The 15,650-nt window shown below is 72.1% G+C and carries 16 protein-coding genes; 9 read left to right on the top strand and 7 right to left on the bottom strand.

Features of this window, described 5'->3' with window-relative positions:
- Positions 1-15 precede the first annotated feature (15 nt).
- Genes ACF062_RS13345 through ACF062_RS13335 form a run of 3 tightly spaced genes read right to left on the bottom strand, consistent with a single transcriptional unit; the run spans position 16 to position 2,711 of the window.
- The gene (locus ACF062_RS13345) at positions 16-777 is read right to left on the bottom strand and encodes an amino acid ABC transporter ATP-binding protein (RefSeq protein ID WP_276573906.1); all 762 of its coding nucleotides are present in this window, start codon (positions 775-777) and stop codon (positions 16-18) included.
- A complete protein-coding gene (locus ACF062_RS13340) occupies positions 777-1,715 on the bottom strand; it encodes an amino acid ABC transporter permease (RefSeq protein WP_223776712.1) in 939 nt (312 codons plus the stop codon). The genes ACF062_RS13345 and ACF062_RS13340 overlap by 1 nt, the downstream gene beginning before the upstream one ends.
- A 39-nt stretch (positions 1,716-1,754) precedes the next feature.
- The gene (locus ACF062_RS13335; RefSeq protein WP_223776713.1) at positions 1,755-2,711 is read right to left on the bottom strand and encodes an ABC transporter substrate-binding protein; all 957 of its coding nucleotides are present in this window, start codon (positions 2,709-2,711) and stop codon (positions 1,755-1,757) included.
- 552 nt (positions 2,712-3,263) lie between these two features.
- Here ACF062_RS13335 and ACF062_RS13330 point away from each other — a divergent pair.
- From ACF062_RS13330 to ACF062_RS13315, 4 genes are all read left to right on the top strand, one after another.
- Complete coding sequence (locus ACF062_RS13330; protein WP_223776714.1) at positions 3,264-4,487, top strand: NADP-dependent malic enzyme; 1,224 nt, start codon at positions 3,264-3,266, stop codon at positions 4,485-4,487.
- A gap of 120 nt (positions 4,488-4,607) precedes the next feature.
- Positions 4,608-5,570 carry a zinc-binding dehydrogenase gene (locus ACF062_RS13325; RefSeq protein WP_392137876.1) on the top strand — a complete coding sequence of 321 codons (963 nt, stop codon included), beginning with the start codon at positions 4,608-4,610 and terminating at the stop codon, positions 5,568-5,570.
- Between the two features lie 80 nt (positions 5,571-5,650).
- Positions 5,651-5,860, top strand: a complete 210-nt coding sequence (locus ACF062_RS13320; RefSeq protein ID WP_127912196.1) for a helix-turn-helix domain-containing protein — start codon at positions 5,651-5,653, stop codon at positions 5,858-5,860.
- Positions 5,860-6,411, top strand: a complete 552-nt coding sequence (locus tag ACF062_RS13315) for a Clp protease N-terminal domain-containing protein (protein ID WP_392137875.1) — start codon at positions 5,860-5,862, stop codon at positions 6,409-6,411. The genes ACF062_RS13320 and ACF062_RS13315 overlap by 1 nt, the downstream gene beginning before the upstream one ends.
- 80 nt (positions 6,412-6,491) lie before the next feature.
- On the opposite strand, the gene ACF062_RS13310 is transcribed toward ACF062_RS13315, so the two are convergent.
- Together ACF062_RS13310 and ACF062_RS13305 are read right to left on the bottom strand one after the other, a co-directional pair.
- Positions 6,492-7,601, bottom strand: a complete 1,110-nt coding sequence (locus ACF062_RS13310) for a helix-turn-helix transcriptional regulator (protein ID WP_392137874.1) — start codon at positions 7,599-7,601, stop codon at positions 6,492-6,494.
- A 1-nt stretch (position 7,602) separates the two neighbouring features.
- Complete coding sequence (locus ACF062_RS13305; protein WP_392137873.1) at positions 7,603-8,541, bottom strand: DUF4097 domain-containing protein; 939 nt, start codon at positions 8,539-8,541, stop codon at positions 7,603-7,605.
- A gap of 181 nt (positions 8,542-8,722) precedes the next feature.
- Between ACF062_RS13305 and ACF062_RS13300 the strand changes: the two genes are divergently transcribed.
- On the top strand, positions 8,723-9,547 hold the full coding sequence (locus ACF062_RS13300; RefSeq protein ID WP_392137872.1) for a hypothetical protein: 825 nt from the start codon (positions 8,723-8,725) through the stop codon (positions 9,545-9,547).
- A 196-nt stretch (positions 9,548-9,743) separates the two neighbouring features.
- On the opposite strand, the gene ACF062_RS13295 is transcribed toward ACF062_RS13300, so the two are convergent.
- Positions 9,744-10,457, bottom strand: coding sequence for a TetR/AcrR family transcriptional regulator (locus ACF062_RS13295; RefSeq protein ID WP_392137871.1), 714 nt, complete (start codon positions 10,455-10,457; stop codon positions 9,744-9,746).
- 185 nt (positions 10,458-10,642) lie between these two features.
- On the opposite strand from ACF062_RS13295, the gene ACF062_RS13290 reads away from it, so the two are divergent.
- Entirely contained in the window at positions 10,643-11,566 is a 924-nt protein-coding gene (locus ACF062_RS13290) for a TIGR03620 family F420-dependent LLM class oxidoreductase (RefSeq protein WP_392137870.1), read from the top strand.
- Positions 11,567-11,587: 21 nt separating this feature from the next.
- Here ACF062_RS13290 and ACF062_RS13285 read toward each other — a convergent pair whose 3' ends face one another.
- Positions 11,588-11,770: a DUF6104 family protein gene (locus ACF062_RS13285; protein ID WP_003961784.1), complete on the bottom strand. Its 183-nt coding sequence runs from the start codon at positions 11,768-11,770 to the stop codon at positions 11,588-11,590.
- 209 nt (positions 11,771-11,979) lie between these two features.
- Between ACF062_RS13285 and ACF062_RS13280 the strand changes: the two genes are divergently transcribed.
- From ACF062_RS13280 to ACF062_RS13270, 3 genes are all read left to right on the top strand, one after another.
- Positions 11,980-12,366, top strand: coding sequence for a CU044_2847 family protein (locus tag ACF062_RS13280; RefSeq protein WP_392137869.1), 387 nt, complete (start codon positions 11,980-11,982; stop codon positions 12,364-12,366).
- Positions 12,359-14,377 carry a trypsin-like peptidase domain-containing protein gene (locus ACF062_RS13275; RefSeq protein WP_392137868.1) on the top strand — a complete coding sequence of 673 codons (2,019 nt, stop codon included), beginning with the start codon at positions 12,359-12,361 and terminating at the stop codon, positions 14,375-14,377. The genes ACF062_RS13280 and ACF062_RS13275 overlap by 8 nt, the downstream gene beginning before the upstream one ends.
- 268 nt (positions 14,378-14,645) lie before the next feature.
- Positions 14,646-15,647, top strand: a complete 1,002-nt coding sequence (locus ACF062_RS13270; RefSeq protein WP_392137867.1) for an AAA family ATPase — start codon at positions 14,646-14,648, stop codon at positions 15,645-15,647.
- Positions 15,648-15,650 lie beyond the last annotated feature (3 nt).

Genomic DNA, 15,650 nt, shown 5'->3' with positions numbered 1-15,650 from the left:
CAGCCCAGCGGAGCGCTACAGCACCTTGGACAGGAACGACTGCGTCCGCTCCTGCTGCGGGTTGGTCAGGACGTCGCGCGGGTTGCCGGACTCGACGACCACGCCGCCGTCCATGAAGACGAGGCTGTCACCGACCTCGCGGGCGAAGCCCATCTCGTGCGTGACGACGACCATCGTCATGCCGGACTCCGCGAGGTCGCGCATGACGTCGAGGACGTCACCGACCAGCTCCGGGTCGAGGGCCGACGTCGGCTCGTCGAACAGCATCAGCTTCGGGTCCATCGCCAGCGCGCGGGCGATCGCCACGCGCTGCTGCTGGCCGCCGGAGAGCTGCGAGGGGTAGTTGCCCGCCTTGTCGGCCAGGCCGACGCGTTCGAGCAGCTGTCCGGCGCGCTCCCTGGCCTCGCTCTTCGCGATGCCCTTGACCTGGACCGGCGCCTCCATGACGTTCTCCAGCGCCGTCATGTGCGGGAAGAGGTTGAAGCGCTGGAAGACCATGCCGATGTCACGGCGCTTGAGGGCGACTTCGCTGTCCTTGAGCTCGTACAGCTTGTCCCCCTTCTGCCGGTAGCCGACCAGTTCGCCGTCGACGTACAGCCGGCCGGCGTTGATCTTCTCCAAGTGGTTGATGCAGCGCAGGAACGTCGACTTGCCGGAGCCGGACGGGCCGATGAGGCAGAAGACCTCGCCCCCCTTGACCTCCAGGTCGATGCCCTTGAGAACCTCTACGTGACCGAAGGACTTGTGGACGCCCTCGGCCTTCACCATGGCGGTCATCAGCGCACTCCCGAGCGGTTGCCCAGCGACAACAGGTTGGCCTTGATCTTCTGGAACGGGGTGTCCGGCAGGGTGCGGGACGAGCCGCGCGCGTAGTACCGCTCCAGGTAGAACTGACCGACGCTGAGGATCGACGTCATGATCAGGTACCAGCAGGCGGCGAGCAGCAGCGTCTCCACCGTCGCGCCCGACGAGGTGCCGATGTCCTGGGCGTACTTGAGGAGCTCGTAGTACTGGACGGCCGCGACCAGCGACGTCGTCTTCAGCATGTTGATGAACTCGTTGCCGGTCGGCGGCACCACGACACGCATCGCCTGCGGCAGCACCACGCGGCGCAGCGTCTTGTTGTGGCTCATGCCCAGCGCGTGCGCCGCCTCGGTCTGGCCCTCGTCGACCGAGAGCAGACCGGCGCGGCAGATCTCCGCCATGTACGCGGCCTCGTTGAGACCGAGGCCGAGCAGCGCCGTCAGGAACGGCGTCATGAAGTCCGACCACTCGTCCTTGTAGACCGGACCGAGGTTGATGTAGTCGAACACGAAGCCGAGGTTGAACCAGACGAAGAGCTGGACCAGGACCGGCGTACCGCGGAAGAACCAGATGTAGAACCAGGCGATCGACGAGGTCACCGGGTTCTTCGACAGGCGCATCACCGACAGGATCACGCCACCCACGACGCCGATGAGCATCGAGAGGAAGGTGAGGATCAGGGTCTCGCGGACGCCCTTGAGGATGCGCTCGTCGAAGAAGTTGTCCGGGATCGCGTCCCAGCGGATGTCGCCTTGCGAGAAGGCGTAGACGATGGCGGCGAGGATGCCGATCGCGAGGACCGCCGCGACGTAGCGGCCGAAGTGCCGCACGGGGATGGCCTTGATGGCCTCCGCCTGCCGCGCCTTCGGGACGTCGTCCTCGGGGCCCTTCTTGGAGATGTCGGTGGTCACGTGCGTGGCCTTTCAGCGACTAGGGGGAGAGGGACGCGGTCACTTGCCGCCGTTGATCTTGGCTTCCTTCACCGCGCCGTCCTCGACGCCCCACTTCTTGATGATCTTCTCGTAGTCGCCGTTGGCGATGATCGCGTCGAGCGCGGCCTTGATCGCGTCGCGCAGCTCGGGGTTCTTCTTGGAGACGGCGATGCCGTACGGCGCCGCCTCGACCTGCTCGCCGACCAGCTGGAAGTCCTTGCCGCCACCCGAGGTCTTCACCGCGTACGCGGCCACCGGGAAGTCGGACGAGCCCGCGTCGGCGCCGCCGGAGCGCAGTCGGGTCTGGGCCTGCTGGTCGTTGTCGAACTGCTCGATGGCGATCTTCTTGCCGCCCTTGCACTTCTTCGACTCGGCCTTGGCCAGGTCGTGCGAGACGGTGCCGCGCTGGACGACGATCTTCTTGCCGCAGAGGTCGGTCCAGGTCTTGATGCCCTGGTCGTCGCCCTTCCTGGTGTAGATCGAGACGCCCGCCGTGAAGTAGTCGACGAAGTCGACGCCGTCGCCGACCTTCTTGCCGGTCTCCTCGTCGATGCCCTCCTGGCGGTTCTTGGTGTCGGTCATGGCCGACATCGCGATCTGGTAGCGCTTGGAGCGCAGACCGCCGAGGAGGGTGTCGAAGGTGCCGTTCTCGAACTCGAACCGCACACCGAGCTGCTTGCCCATCGCCTCGCCCAGGTCCGGGTCGATGCCCACGGTGTTGCCGGACTTGTCCTTGAACTCCACCGGCGGATAGGCGATGTCCGACCCGACCTTGATGACGCCCTTGTCGCGGATGTCCTTGGGCAGCTTGTCGGCGAGCGGCGCGTCGACGACCGCGTTGCTCTCCTTGTCGTTGGTCTGGTCGCCACAGCCGGACAGCAGCAGCGCGCCGGCGACCGCGATCGTGCCGACCGCGGCAATCCGGGACTTCGCGGACTTGGCTGCGGTCTTACGACAAATGGAGCTTGCGGTCATGGTGGGTCCTCCGGCGGATGAGGGAGTTGCCGATGAGTCGTGCACACACCTTCGGGTGTCGCGACCTCGTGTGATGACGGCATCTTGCCATTCGGACCGTCCGATTCTGGGTGCCGGAGATGTCAAAATCGGATAACGGGCCAGTGCCGGATGCCGGCGGCCCGGCAGGGCCCGGTGCGGCACGGCCGTATGGAGCGCAGAGCGAATCACCGTTAACCGAGTGATATCCCGCGAATCTCGCCATGTGGACTCCCGGGCGCGGCTCGGCCGCCTCGCGCCGGTCGGCCCGCGGCCGCCCGCCCCTACCCTGTCGCGCGTCCGGCGGACCCCTTTCCGGCGCGTACTGCAACCAATGTCACTCGCCCGGGCCCACCGCCTTCGGGTAGAAAGGTGGGCTACACCCCTCATCCGGGGCTCAGGGCGCGTGTGCGGCGCGCCCGCGTGTCCGTACCTCCCTCCGCCGACAGGCGGGGAACGGACGCGGTGCCCGCCCACTTCTCAACCAGGAGTGGACACCCTCAACGAATGATTAAGACTTAAGGGGTCAGACAAGTGGCAGCGGAGATCGTCAATCCTCGCAGCGACAGCAGTACGGATCACGAGGGCCCTGCCGGTGCGGCCGAGCCCTTTGATCCGGCGTTTGCGCTGCACCGCGGCGGCAAGATGGCCGTGCAGGCCACCGTGCCGGTCCGCGACAAGGACGACCTGTCCCTCGCGTACACGCCCGGCGTCGCGAAAGTGTGCAGCGCGATCGCGGAGCGGCCGGAGCTCGTCCATGACTACACGTGGAAGTCGAACGTCGTCGCCGTCGTGACCGACGGAACCGCCGTGCTCGGCCTCGGGGACATCGGCCCGGAGGCCTCGCTCCCCGTCATGGAGGGCAAGGCCATCCTCTTCAAGCAGTTCGGCGGTGTCGACGCGGTGCCGATCGCGCTCGCGACGACCGACGCCGACGAGATCGTCGAGACCGTGGTGCGCCTCGCCCCGTCCTTCGGTGGCGTCAACCTGGAGGACATCTCGGCGCCCCGGTGCTTCGAGATCGAGCGCAAGCTCCAGGAGCGGCTCGACATCCCGGTCTTCCACGACGACCAGCACGGCACGGCCGTCGTGACGCTGGCGGCGCTGCGCAACGCGGCGAAGCTGACCGGGCGCACCCTCGGCGAGCTGCGCGCCGTGATCTCCGGCGCCGGCGCGGCCGGTGTCGCCATCGCCAAGTTCCTGCTGGAGGCGGGGCTCGGCGACGTGGCGGTCGCCGACCGCAAGGGCATCGTGAGCCGGGACCGGGACGACCTCACGCCGGTCAAGCGGGAGCTTGCCGAGCTCACCAACAAGGCGGGGCTGAGCGGTTCGCTGGAGTCCGCGCTCGCCGGTGCCGACGTGTTCATCGGCGTCTCGGGCGGCACCGTGCCGGAGCCGGCCGTCGCCTCCATGGCGCCGAACTCCTTCGTGTTCGCCATGGCCAACCCGAACCCGGAGGTCCACCCGGACATCGCGCACAAGTACGCGGCCGTGGTGGCGACCGGACGGTCGGACTACCCGAACCAGATCAACAACGTGCTGGCCTTCCCCGGCATCTTCGCCGGCGCCCTCCAGGTGCGCGCCTCGCGGATCACCGAGGGCATGAAGATCGCCGCCGCCGACGCCCTCGCGGACGTCGTCGGGGACGAGCTCTCCGCCGCGTACGTGATCCCGTCGCCGTTCGACGAGCGCGTCGCCCCGGCCGTGACCGCCGCGGTCGCCGCCGCCGCCCGCGCGGAGGGCGTCGCCCGCAGCTGATCGCCCGCCCGGCACCGACCCCGCGCCCCCTGGCCTACCTCGCGTACGGCAGGGGGCGCGGCGCGTGTCACAGTCGTACGTGGTTCCGCCGCGGCCCGGCGGCGGCCTATGGTCGGCGGCATGTTCGCTGCATACGCCGCCCGTATCGACCGTGACCAGCCGCTCTCCGGCCTTGAGTTGGGGGAGCGTCCCGCCCCCGAGGCACGCCCCGGCTGGTCGACCGTGAACGTCAGAGCCGCCTCCCTGAACCACCACGACCTGTGGTCGCTGCGCGGGGTCGGTCTCGCCGAGGACAAGCTGCCGATGATCCTCGGCTGTGACGCGGCCGGGATCGACGAGGACGGCAACGAAGTCGTCCTGCACTCCGTCATCGGCCAGTCCGGGCATGGGGTCGGGCCCCGCGAGGGCCGCTCCATCCTCACCGAGAAGTACCAGGGCACCTTCGCCGAGCAGGTCGCCGTCCCCACCTGGAACGTGCTGCCCAAGCCGAAGGAGCTCTCCTTCGCCGAGGCGGCCTGCCTGCCGACCGCGTGGCTGACCGCGTACCGCATGCTCTTCACCAACGCCGGGGTGCGCCCCGGGGATTCGGTCCTCGTGCAGGGCGCCGGTGGCGGCGTCGCCACGGCCGCGATCGTGCTCGGCAAGGCGGCGGGCCTGCGGGTCTTCGCCACCAGCCGGGACGAGGCGAAGCGGAAGCGGGCGCTGGAGCTCGGGGCGGTGGAGGCGGTCGAGTCGGGCGCCCGGCTGCCGCAGCGGGTCGACGCCGTCATCGAGACGGTGGGCGCGGCGACCTGGTCGCACTCGGTCAAGTCGCTGAAGCCGGGCGGCACCGTGGTGATCTCTGGCGCGACCAGCGGCGACCGGCCCTCGCACGCCGAGTTGACCCGGATCTTCTTCCTGGAGCTTAAGGTCGTCGGCTCGACGATGGGGACCAAGGACGAGCTGGAGGATCTGCTCTCCTTCTGCGCCGCCACGGGCGTACGGCCCGTCATCGACGAGGTGCTGCCGCTGGACCGGGCCAGGGAGGGCTTCGAGCGGATGGAATCCGGGGACCAGTTCGGCAAGATCGTGCTGGAGGTCTGAGCGGCCCGCTGCCTCCGCCTCCACACCCCTTCCGTCAACCATGGTTGACGGAAGGGGTGCGTCAACGTAAGTTGACATGTATGACCGAAGCTACGGATCTCGCCGAGCGAGCGGGTGATCAGGACCCACGGGTCGGGCTGCGCGCCGTCTCCGCGCTGCGGAAGCTGGTGGAGCGGCTGGAGGCCGTGCAGGTGCGCAGTGCGCGCCGGCAGGGCTGGTCGTGGCAGGAGATCGCCACGGAGCTCGGGGTGAGCAGGCAGGCCGTGCACAAGAAGTACGGGAGGCAGTGATGTTCGAGCGGTTCACCAAGGACGCCCGCGCGGTGGTGCTGGGCGCGGTCGAGCACGCCGAGCGGAGGGGCGCCGACTCGGTCGACGACGGGCACATGCTGCTCGCGCTGCTCGACCGCGAGGCGAGCCGGGCGTCCTTCGTCCTCGCCTCGCTCGGGGCGGCGCGGCACCGGGATTCGATCGAGGAGGCGCTGAGCGGGGCGCGCCGGCGCGGCGGCCTGTCGCAGGCCGACACGGACGCGCTGGCCGGGCTCGGCATCGACGTGGCCGCGATCGTCTCCCGGGTCGAAGAGGCCCATGGGGAGGGGGCGTTGGCCGGGGCTCGGGGGAAGGCGGGCCGGGGAGGGCAGCGTTGGCTCGGGCGGGTGCCCTTCTCCCGCGAGGCCAAGGATGCCCTGGTGAAGTCCCTGCGCATCGCCACCGCCCGCCGCGACCGCCGCATCGGTGACGAGCACATCCTGCTGGCCCTCACGGCCGGCCCGGGAGTCGTCGCCGAGGTGCTCGCGGACCACGGGGTCACCCATGCGGGAGTGGACCGGGTGTTGGGGTGAGGTGACGGGAGGGACGCCGGGGCCCCGCCGGGCGGGCTGTCGGTGCCCTCTCTTCGTCCCTCCGTCCCGCCGTCCTGCCGTCAGGTCTTCGGTGGGTGCAAGGTCGCCACGATGTGTGCGGCCGCCGCGGACAGGTGGCCCCGGACCTCCCGCAGCTGGTCCTCCGAGACGCCGTGGTCGCGGGCGGCGTCGCGGATGTCGTCGCGGAAGCGGTCCAGTAGGCGGTCGAGGTCGCGGGCAGGGTTTCCGGTCGGCTCCTCCTGTGCCCAGTCGGGGGTGTAGTCCACGGTCAGGCCTTCGCGGGCACCGGTGAACTTGGGCCCGGCAGGGGAGCCGGGCTCGGAGCCCGCCCTGGCCCCGGCTCCGGATGCCGCCGCCGCCGATGTCGCTCCGGACTCCGTCCCGGAGGCCGGGCGGGGGAAGTGCTTGCCGAAGTCCATGCCGAACTCGCCGAACTCCTTGGCCAGTTCGGACAGGCCTTCCTGTACGCCCGCCGGCCAGTCACCTCGCGCGAAGTGGTCCTGGACCTGCTCCTGGACGCGCCGGGCGATGCGCTGGATCTCCTCCTGGGCGACGGTCCGCGCCTTCTCCTGGGCGTCCTTGGCCTGGCGGCGCGCGCGCTGGGCCTCCTCGCGGGCCCGGCGGCTCTCGTCCTTCGCGCGGCGCGCCTGCTCCTTCCACTCCTGCTTGGCGCGCTTGAAGTCCTCCTTCGCCTGGCGCCAGCCGTCCTTGTCGCCCCAGGCGCCGTCGAGGAAGCCGGTGGGGTCCGGGAAGCCCCGGCCGGTACCCGCGGCGCCCGAGGCGCGTGCCTCCTTGGCGGCGGCCCGCATCTCGCGGCGCAGATCGCCCGCCGCGCCCTGGACGCCCTCGTGGATCTCGGCGGCCAGCTCGGCGAGCGACTCGCGGATCTCCAGCTCCAGGTCGGCCAGCTCACCGCCGCGGCCGGCCAGTTCGGCGCGGCCCGCGTCCGTGATGGCGTACACCTTCCGGCCCCCCTCGGTGGTGTGCGTGACCAGGCCCTCGGCCTCCAGCTTCGCGAGGCGCGGGTAGACCGTGCCGGCCGAGGGGGCGTACAGCCCCTGGAAGCGCTCTTCGAGGAGGCGTATCACTTCATAGCCGTGGCGGGGCGCCTCGTCGAGCAGCTTGAGCAGGTACAGGCGCAGGCGGCCGTGGGCGAACACGGGGGGCATCTCAGAGCACCTTCTTGTCGGTCGGGGCGGCGGTCGGCGGAGGGGGGACGTCGGTGTCGGGGGAGTCCGACGGGGTGACGTCCGGAGGGACCCCGTCGTGGGGATCTTCCTCCATCGGTGGCCTGCGCAGGAGCGCGATGGCTCCGGACACCGTCGTCGCCCGGAGCCTTCCGCTGCCCGCGCCGAGCCGGCCCGTGACGCGTCGGCCGGCCCACCCCCAGGCGTGCGAACCGCCGCCGACCTTCAGCTCCTCGAAGGCGTTCGACACCGCGCCGCTCGTGGTGTCCACCTCCACCTCGACGTCGGCCGGGTGCGGGAGGCGGACCGCGATCTCACCGGAGATGTTCGTGAGGGTGATGTCCGCCGGGGTGTCCGCCGGGGCGAGGTCCACGATCAACGCGCCGCTCACCGAATCCGCCCGGACGGACGAGCCGACGGCCTCGACCATGGTCAGATCGCCCGAGACGGACTGGAACCCCAGGTCGCCGCGGAGGTCCTGCGCCTCCACACTGCCCGACACCGTCTCCGCGCGGACCGGGCCCATGAGGCCGACCAGTGTCGTGTCGCCGGTGACGCTCTTCACCTCCGCGGGGCCCTCGATGCCGGAGACCATGGCGCCCGCGCCGATCGCGCCCACCTCGACACGGGTCCCCGCGGGCACCGCCAGGGAGATCACCGCGCTGCGCTGCCATCCCTTGAGGGCGAGCCCCTTGAGCTTGAGGAAGCCCTTCCATGGCAGGTCGTCATAGGCGACGGACAGGACGCCGTCCTTCTGGGTGACGGTCAGGGGAGGGCCCTCGATCTCGGATACCTCCAGGCGCGCGGAGTCCTCGCCGGTACCCACGACGTGGACCATGCCGCCCACTAGGCGCACGCGGAGGGTCGCCACCGGGGCGTCGAACGTGAGCTTGCGGGGCTCGGCGACGGACCACTCGGGCATGGGCTGACCTCCTTGGCGGGCCCGGTGGGCCGGGCAGGACGCGCCATATCGCGTCTCTGGTATCCACGATATATCGCGGTTGTCGGAAGTCAAGACATGCCCAGGGTGAAGAAGCGTGGGCGACGGCTCGGTGCGTCGCGGCTTATGAGCCGGATCTCCCGATCTGTCCTAGCGTGGGGTCATGTCGTCAGAAGCCCCCGACCACGCCACGGGCGTCGGCGCGCTGCTGCTCAGCCAGGCCGAGCCGGACATCGTGGAGCCCGCCGCCCATCTGCTCCGCGAGCGGATGCTGCTCGCGCCGGCCGGCGGCGGCTGGAGCGTACTCGTGCCCGAGGGCAAGCCGTGGCTGCACGGCGAGGAGCCGGTCGACCGGGTGCTCACCGGCTGGGCCACCGCGCTCGCGGTCGGCTCCGGCCGGCCTGTGCTGGCCCTGTGGTGGGACACCGACCGCTCCGGCTACACCCTCGCGGCGGGCTTCCGGCGCACCGTCGGCTACGAATGGCTGGCGAACGGCACGCCCGTGGGTGAGGACGAGGCGATGCGGACGTTCGCCGCGCGGCTCGGCCTCGATCCCGTCTTGGACATGCAGGCCCTGGAGGCGCTGACCCGGCCCGACACGGAGGCCGACGCGCGCGCCAGGATGCTCGGTCTGCTCGCCGTCCTCACCCGCACGGGCCTCACCCTCCCGCCCGGCCTCGGCCCCGGCGAACCGGCCGACCGGCTGCGGGAGGTCGCGCGGGTCCAGCGGGGCCTGCGCAGGATCGAGTGGTCCGGCTGGCGTGACGCGGTGCGGGCGGAGTTCGACGTGGTCGAGAGCGGACCGCTCGGCCCCTGGGTGCGCGGCCCCAAGGCGCGGGCGCTGGCCGCGGCACAAGTGGCCGCCGGTCTGCCGCTCGCGGTGTGGGCGGTGCGGCGGCGCAGTGGGGGCTGGGCCGTGGCGGCGGGGGTGCTGCTGGTGCAGGGGGTGCTGGGGCTCGCGTATGACCGGATGAGGGAGCGGGGCTGACGGCGCTCCCGGGGGCGGAGGGGGGTGCGGGTGCTGCGATGGCTCGGGTGGTTGATTCGGTGCTGGGGAGGCTCGGTCGGTCGGCCGGGCGCGGCGCTTCAGGTGGTCGATTCGGCGGGCGCACGGCTTCCGGTGGTCGGCCGGTGTTGTGGGTGCCTGGTCGGGGCGACGTCGGTGGCGGTGTCGGGCCGGTGGCTCAGCGGTGGCCGCGTACGGCGTCGAGGACGAGTGCCAGGAGGCGGTCCGGCTGGCTCGGGTCCGCCGTCGTGTGGGCCGTCGAGAGCGCGATGCCCACCACCAGCTGGACCAGGTCGGGGGCCGTGAGGTCGGAGCGGGCCGTGCCCGAGTGCTGGGCCCGCGCCAGGAGTCCGTGTGCCGTGTCCTGGATCCGCTGGTGGCAGTCGAAGCCAAGGGCGGCGTCCTGCCGCTCCAGCTCCTCGATCAGAAGGGCACCGCCCAGCCCTTGGTTCACGCGCGCGTGGGCGAGCAGCGCGCGCAGCCACTCGGCCAGCGCCTCGTCCGGGGAGTCGGCCGCGAGCAGCTCCTCCGCGCGTCCGCACAGGGTGTCGATGCGGTCCTGGAGTACCGCGGTCAGCAGTGCGGAGCGGGCGGGGAAGTGGCGGTAGAGCGTGCCCGGGCCGACTCCCGCGCGGCGGGCGATCTCGTTGAGGGACGTCTCGGGGCCGGACTCGGCGAACGCCTCGCGTGCCGCCGCGACGATCCGCTCGCGGTTGCGCCGTGCGTCCGCGCGCGGCTGCCGGCCGGCGGGAGGCCGGTCCCCGCGGGAGCGCTCGCGCCCCAAGTCAGGAGGTCCGGAAGGCTCCGGCGACGCCGTGGCGGCGACGCGAGCCCCCAGCCGTGCCTCGGGGCGCACGGGCCCCTGTGGGCGCCGTTCCTGGGGTTTCCTCATCGGGTCATCGTCGCGCACCGCGCGGCTGGGGGCTAGCCAAACGGAGAGGTTCTCCATATCGTTGAGCGTTAAGTGGAGAGGCTCTCCGGAACTGGATCCGGAACCGGGACTGGCGCCGGATCCGGAACTGGCGCCGGAAGCGGAACCTCTCCGGAAGCAGGCACGGCAAGGCAAGGGGTGGGCACGTGAGCAGCGCTACGGTGCGGGGCGGACTCGGACAGGTCGGGGTGTGGACCTTCGCCTTCGAGGGGCACCCCGCGGGACGGGTCCGGGAGGCCGCCGCGGAGATCGAGGAACTGGGGTATGGCGCCCTCTGGTACGGAGAGGCCTTCGGGCGGGACACCGTGGGGCAGGCCTGGTTGCTGCTGTCCGCTACACGGCGCATCGTCGTCGCCTCGGGCATCGCCAACATCGCCTTCCGGGAACCGCTGGCCATGGCAGCGGCGGAGCGCACGCTCGGGGAGGCCTTTCCGGGGCGCTATCTGCTCGGTCTGGGCGGCCACCGGGTCGACGACACCGTCGTGGAGGTCGACGGCTACCCCGTTCCCACGCGCGGGAAGGCGCTCGCGACGATGCGCCGCTACCTGGACTCCATGGACGCGGCCCCCGCGCACGGCCCCGTCCCCGACCCCGCCCCGCGCCGCGTCCTTGCGGCGCTCGGCCCCAAGATGCTGGCGCTGGCCGCCGAACGCACCTGGGGCGCCCTCCCGTACTTCGTGCCCGTCGAGCACACGGCGCTCGCGCGAAGGACCATGGGGCCGGACGCCTTCCTGGGTGTCGAACAGGCCGTCGTCCTGGACACGGACGTCGACCGGGCGCGCGAGGTGGCCGCGCGGCACGTGGCGGGCTACATCGCGAGCGCTCCCCACCAGGCGGCGAACGTGCGGCGCATGGGATTCGGCGACGGGGACGTCACGGGCGGGCGGCCCAGCCGCCGTCTCGTCGACGCGATCGTCGCCTACGGAGACGTCGACGCGCTCCACGCGCGCGTGCGGGCCCACCTCGACGCGGGTGCCGATCACGTCTGCGTACAGGTGCTGACCGAGGACCCGGCGGCGCTGCCCCTGCCGCAGTGGCGGGAGCTGGCACCCGCCCTCGTGACCGGGTAGGAGGGGCAGGGAGTGGAGGGGCTACTCGTCCTCGTCCTCGTCGTCCAGCCGCGCCAGCCAGGTCGCCAGGCGCTCGACCGGGACCTCGAAGTCGGGGTTGAGGTCGACGAAGGTGCGGAGCTGCTCGGCGAGCCACTCGAAGGTGACCTCCTCCTCGCCGCGCCGCTTCTCCAGCTCCTCGATGCCACGGTCGGTGAAGTACAACTCATGCTCCTGATGCGGACGGTTTCTTCCGTCTCAATCGTAGGCGGTGGACGGGGGGCGCCGGTCTGGCCGGATTCGTACGGCATACGGCGGCATGCGGGGGTCGCCCTGCAACCGTGCAGGCCATTAACCTCGTCGCAGATCAAACAGCGTGTTCGAAGCGCCAGTTGGCGGAGCTCGGCAGGGCTTGGAAGAGCGGGGGATGGGCTGTGGCGGGGCATGTGCAGCGGATCGAGCTGCCCGGCGGGCAGACCGTGTACGCCAGGATCGGCACGGTCGGCGGACACGGTGCGGACGACGAGGACGTCGGCGTCCTCGACACCGCCGTCGCCAAGGTCGAGGAGCTCGGTGAGCTGATCCGCGGGGTCGGCGGCTCCGTGCTGGACGCCGCGGCCGCCGCGCGGCCCGACGAGGCCAGCGTCACCTTCGGGGTGGAGCTCAGCGCCAAGCCCGGCAAGGTCATCGCCGTCCTGGCCGACGGCGAGGCCAAGGCATCCGTGCAGGTCACGCTCACCTGGCAGCTGGACAGGCACGCCACCCGCCCGGACGGCGCCCCCGACGACCGGCCCGCCGCGGATCCGGCCCCGCATGCCTGAGCCCGCTCCCCGGCTCGACGCCCTCGCGCAGGCAGCCACCGTCCACCTCCTGGCGGCCGACCAGGACGGCGCCGGGGAGGCGCCGATGTGGGGCAGCGGGTTCTTCGTCGCGCCCGGGTGGGTGCTGACCTGCGCCCACGTGCTGCGGCCGCACCTCGTCAGGGACCGCGATCGGCCGTTCGCGGTGCGCGGCGCCGACCTCAACGACGGCATCCCCGTCGAAGCCCGCCTCGCGCACTGGCTGCTCAGCGACCACGAGCGGTCCCTGGTGCCGCCCGACGAGGACCTCGCGCTGGTCCGGCTCATCGGCGACCCCGCCGACCACGAGCACGAGTGCGTGTGGCTCGCCGACCGCGCCGTACGCCCCTTCGGCGCCGTCGTGGCGTACGGCTACCGGCCGGACGAGAACGAGGCGAGCGCGGGGGCCAAGCCCTGGAGCGCCGACGCGGAGATCAACGTCCGCGACGACGGCGCCGGGCTGCGCTTCAAGCCCGACATCGCCTTCCCCAAGGGCGTCTCCGGCGGCCCGCTGCTCGATCCGCGCACCGGCGCCGTGGTCGGCCTGATCAAGTCGCGCCGCAGGGAGCGGGACGGCGGCATGGCCGTCGCGACGCTCGCGCTGCGGCGGTTCGGCGCCGCCTACCGCGAGGTGACCGCCGCCCACGACCGCTGGCACGGCACGGCCCCGCGCGTCATCACCGGCGACAACTGGATCGACGAACAGCAGCGGCTGCTCGGCGCAGGCCGCCACGCCGGCCCCGAGCTGTGGACCCCCAAGGACCGCCGCACCGCCCTCGCCCTCCTCGCCGGGCTGCCCGACCCGGGCGCCGCGCCCTCCGTGGCGAAGATCGTCCGCAAGGTCCGGGGCCGCAGGCCGGCCGGTGCCGCGCCCGCGCTGCTGACCTGGCGCGACGGCCATGGGCTGCTCTACGACGGGGCCCTGCCCGAGGACGCGCTGACGTTCCTGCACTACCTGCGGCTCGTCGCCGCGTACGTACGCAGCCGCGGCGGCGACGCCGAGCGGCTGGAGGCCTGGGTCGCCGAGCGGCTCGGCGAGGACGACCGCACGCATCTGCACGCCCTGATCACCGACGCCCGGCTGCCCGACGAACTGCGCCCCGATCCCGGCGGCCCGGACCGCGTGGCCGTGCCCTATCCGGGGCCCGGCGAGGGGCCGACGGTGACCGTGCTGCTCGACCCGGTGATCAGCGTGACGCCCGCCCGCTTCCACTGGCAGATCTGGGTCAACCACAGCGGCCAGGAGGGCGAGTTCGAACACGGCGACACGGAGATGGCCGCGGAGGACTACTCCGGAGAGGGCTTCCTGCCCGCCGAGCTCGTCCAGGCGCTGCGTGCCCCGCTCGGCCGTACCCTGCACCGGCTGGACGGTGAGGGCGCCCCGGTGCCGCTGGAATTCGCCCTGCCCGCCGAGCACTTCGACACCCAGGTGCACCGCTGGCAGTTCGACGACATGGCGAAGCTTTACGCCGCCGAGCACCTCGGCACCCAGCGGCGCGTCGTCCTGCGCGACCTCGCGCGCCGCGCGGATCCGGACAACCCCGACTGGCACGAGCGCTGGAAGGCGATCGCCTCGGCGCGCGAGCTGGCGCCCGCCCGGGTCCCCGAGCGGGACAGCAGGCCGCAGGCCCGGCACTTCCAGAAGCTGCCGCACACCGTGATCCCGGTGATGTGCCGCCCCGCCGGACGCGGCGCGGGCCGCGACGCCATGCGCCTCGCCCTCGGCAGCGGCCACGGCGTCATGCTGTGGCACATCGAGGGACACGCCACGCGCGGCTGCCAGGAATCCTGCGAGGACCTGCACGCGGGCGTGGAGCGACTGCTCGGCGCGGTGGGCTCGGTGGCCGAACTCCCCGACGTACTGCGGCACATACGGCAGGACATCAGCAGCGGCCGGAGCGACCGGCGCTGGGCGGAACCGCTCGCCCTCCTGTACGACGACCCGCGCAGGCCGCTGCCGCCCGAGGACACGATGCCGGCGGACTCGCCGTGAGGGCGCGGCACGCGCGCGGGGGCGCCGACGGCGCCACGTCGCCACCCGCCCCGCCCCCGCGCACACCCGCCGACAGCCCGCACGCACCCGCCGACAGCCCGCGGACAGCCGCCGACAGCGGCGCACCGCCAACTCCCTGGCCGAAACCCGCTCTTGAGTGCCCCGTGCGTGGGTACATTCCCAAGGGCCCGTTGTGGGCGCGTACCGCCCCCGTCGGCCAGGACGTGGTCAGCCACCGAAGCCACCGACCGTCGACGAGGAGTACGCAGTGAGCGGATGGTTCATCTACGAGGGCGTCGGTGGTCCGGATCCGGACAAGATCGGGCGGCTCCCGGACCCGCCGCCCTGGCGTGCGTTCGACGCCGCGCCGGTGGCGTACGAGGTCCCGGCCATCGACTCGGCGACCCGCCGCCGCCTCGGTGACAGCAACGTCCCGATGTCCGTGCAGGGCTCCGAGGCGCTCGAACTCATCAACGCCGCCCTGTACTTGCGGCGCCCCCTCCTCGTCACCGGCGAGCCGGGGTCCGGCAAGAGCACCCTCGCGCACTCCCTCGCATACGAACTGGGCCTCGGCCGGGTCCTCCAGTGGGCGATCGTCAGCCGCAGCGAGCTCAAGGACGGCCTCTACACCTACGACGCGATCGGCCGGCTCCAGGACAACCAGCTCGGCCGTGACCAGGCCGAGGACATCGGGCGCTATCTGCGGCTCGGGCCGCTCGGCACCGCGCTCATCGCCTCCGACCGGCCGCGCGTCCTGCTCATCGACGAACTCGACAAGAGCGACATCGATCTGCCCAACGACCTCCTGAACGTCCTGGAAGAGGGGGAGTTCGGCATCCCCGAGCTGGAGCGGATCGCCGACCGGCCCGGGCAGGAGACCGTGCACGTCCTCACCGACGACGGCCGTCGTGTGCCGGTCACCCGGGGCCGGGTGCGCTGCCGCGCCTTCCCCGTCGTCGTTTTGACCAGCAACCGCGAGCGTGAGTTCCCCGGCCCGCTGCTGCGCCGCTGCGTCCCCCTCGACCTCGAACCGCCGCGCGACCAACGCCTCGCCGCGATGGTCCTCGCGCACTTCGGGGCCGGTTCCTACGACACCAACCTCGACCTCGTCGACCAGTTCACGGACGCCGAGTCGGACGGCGCGCTGCGCCCCACCGACCAGCTCCTGAACGCCATCTTCCTCGCCCAGCACGCCGCGCGGCAGCAGCCGGAGCGGCGCGAGGAGATCGCCGGGCTGCTGATGCGCCCCCTCGACCGAGGGCCGCAGTGACGG

The organism is Streptomyces sp. NPDC015345, assembly GCF_043078805.1.
In the GTDB taxonomy this organism is placed as follows: domain Bacteria; phylum Actinomycetota; class Actinomycetes; order Streptomycetales; family Streptomycetaceae; genus Streptomyces.
The sequence above is the reverse complement of the archived record's forward strand: the minus strand, read 5'-3'. Positions and strand labels throughout refer to the sequence as shown.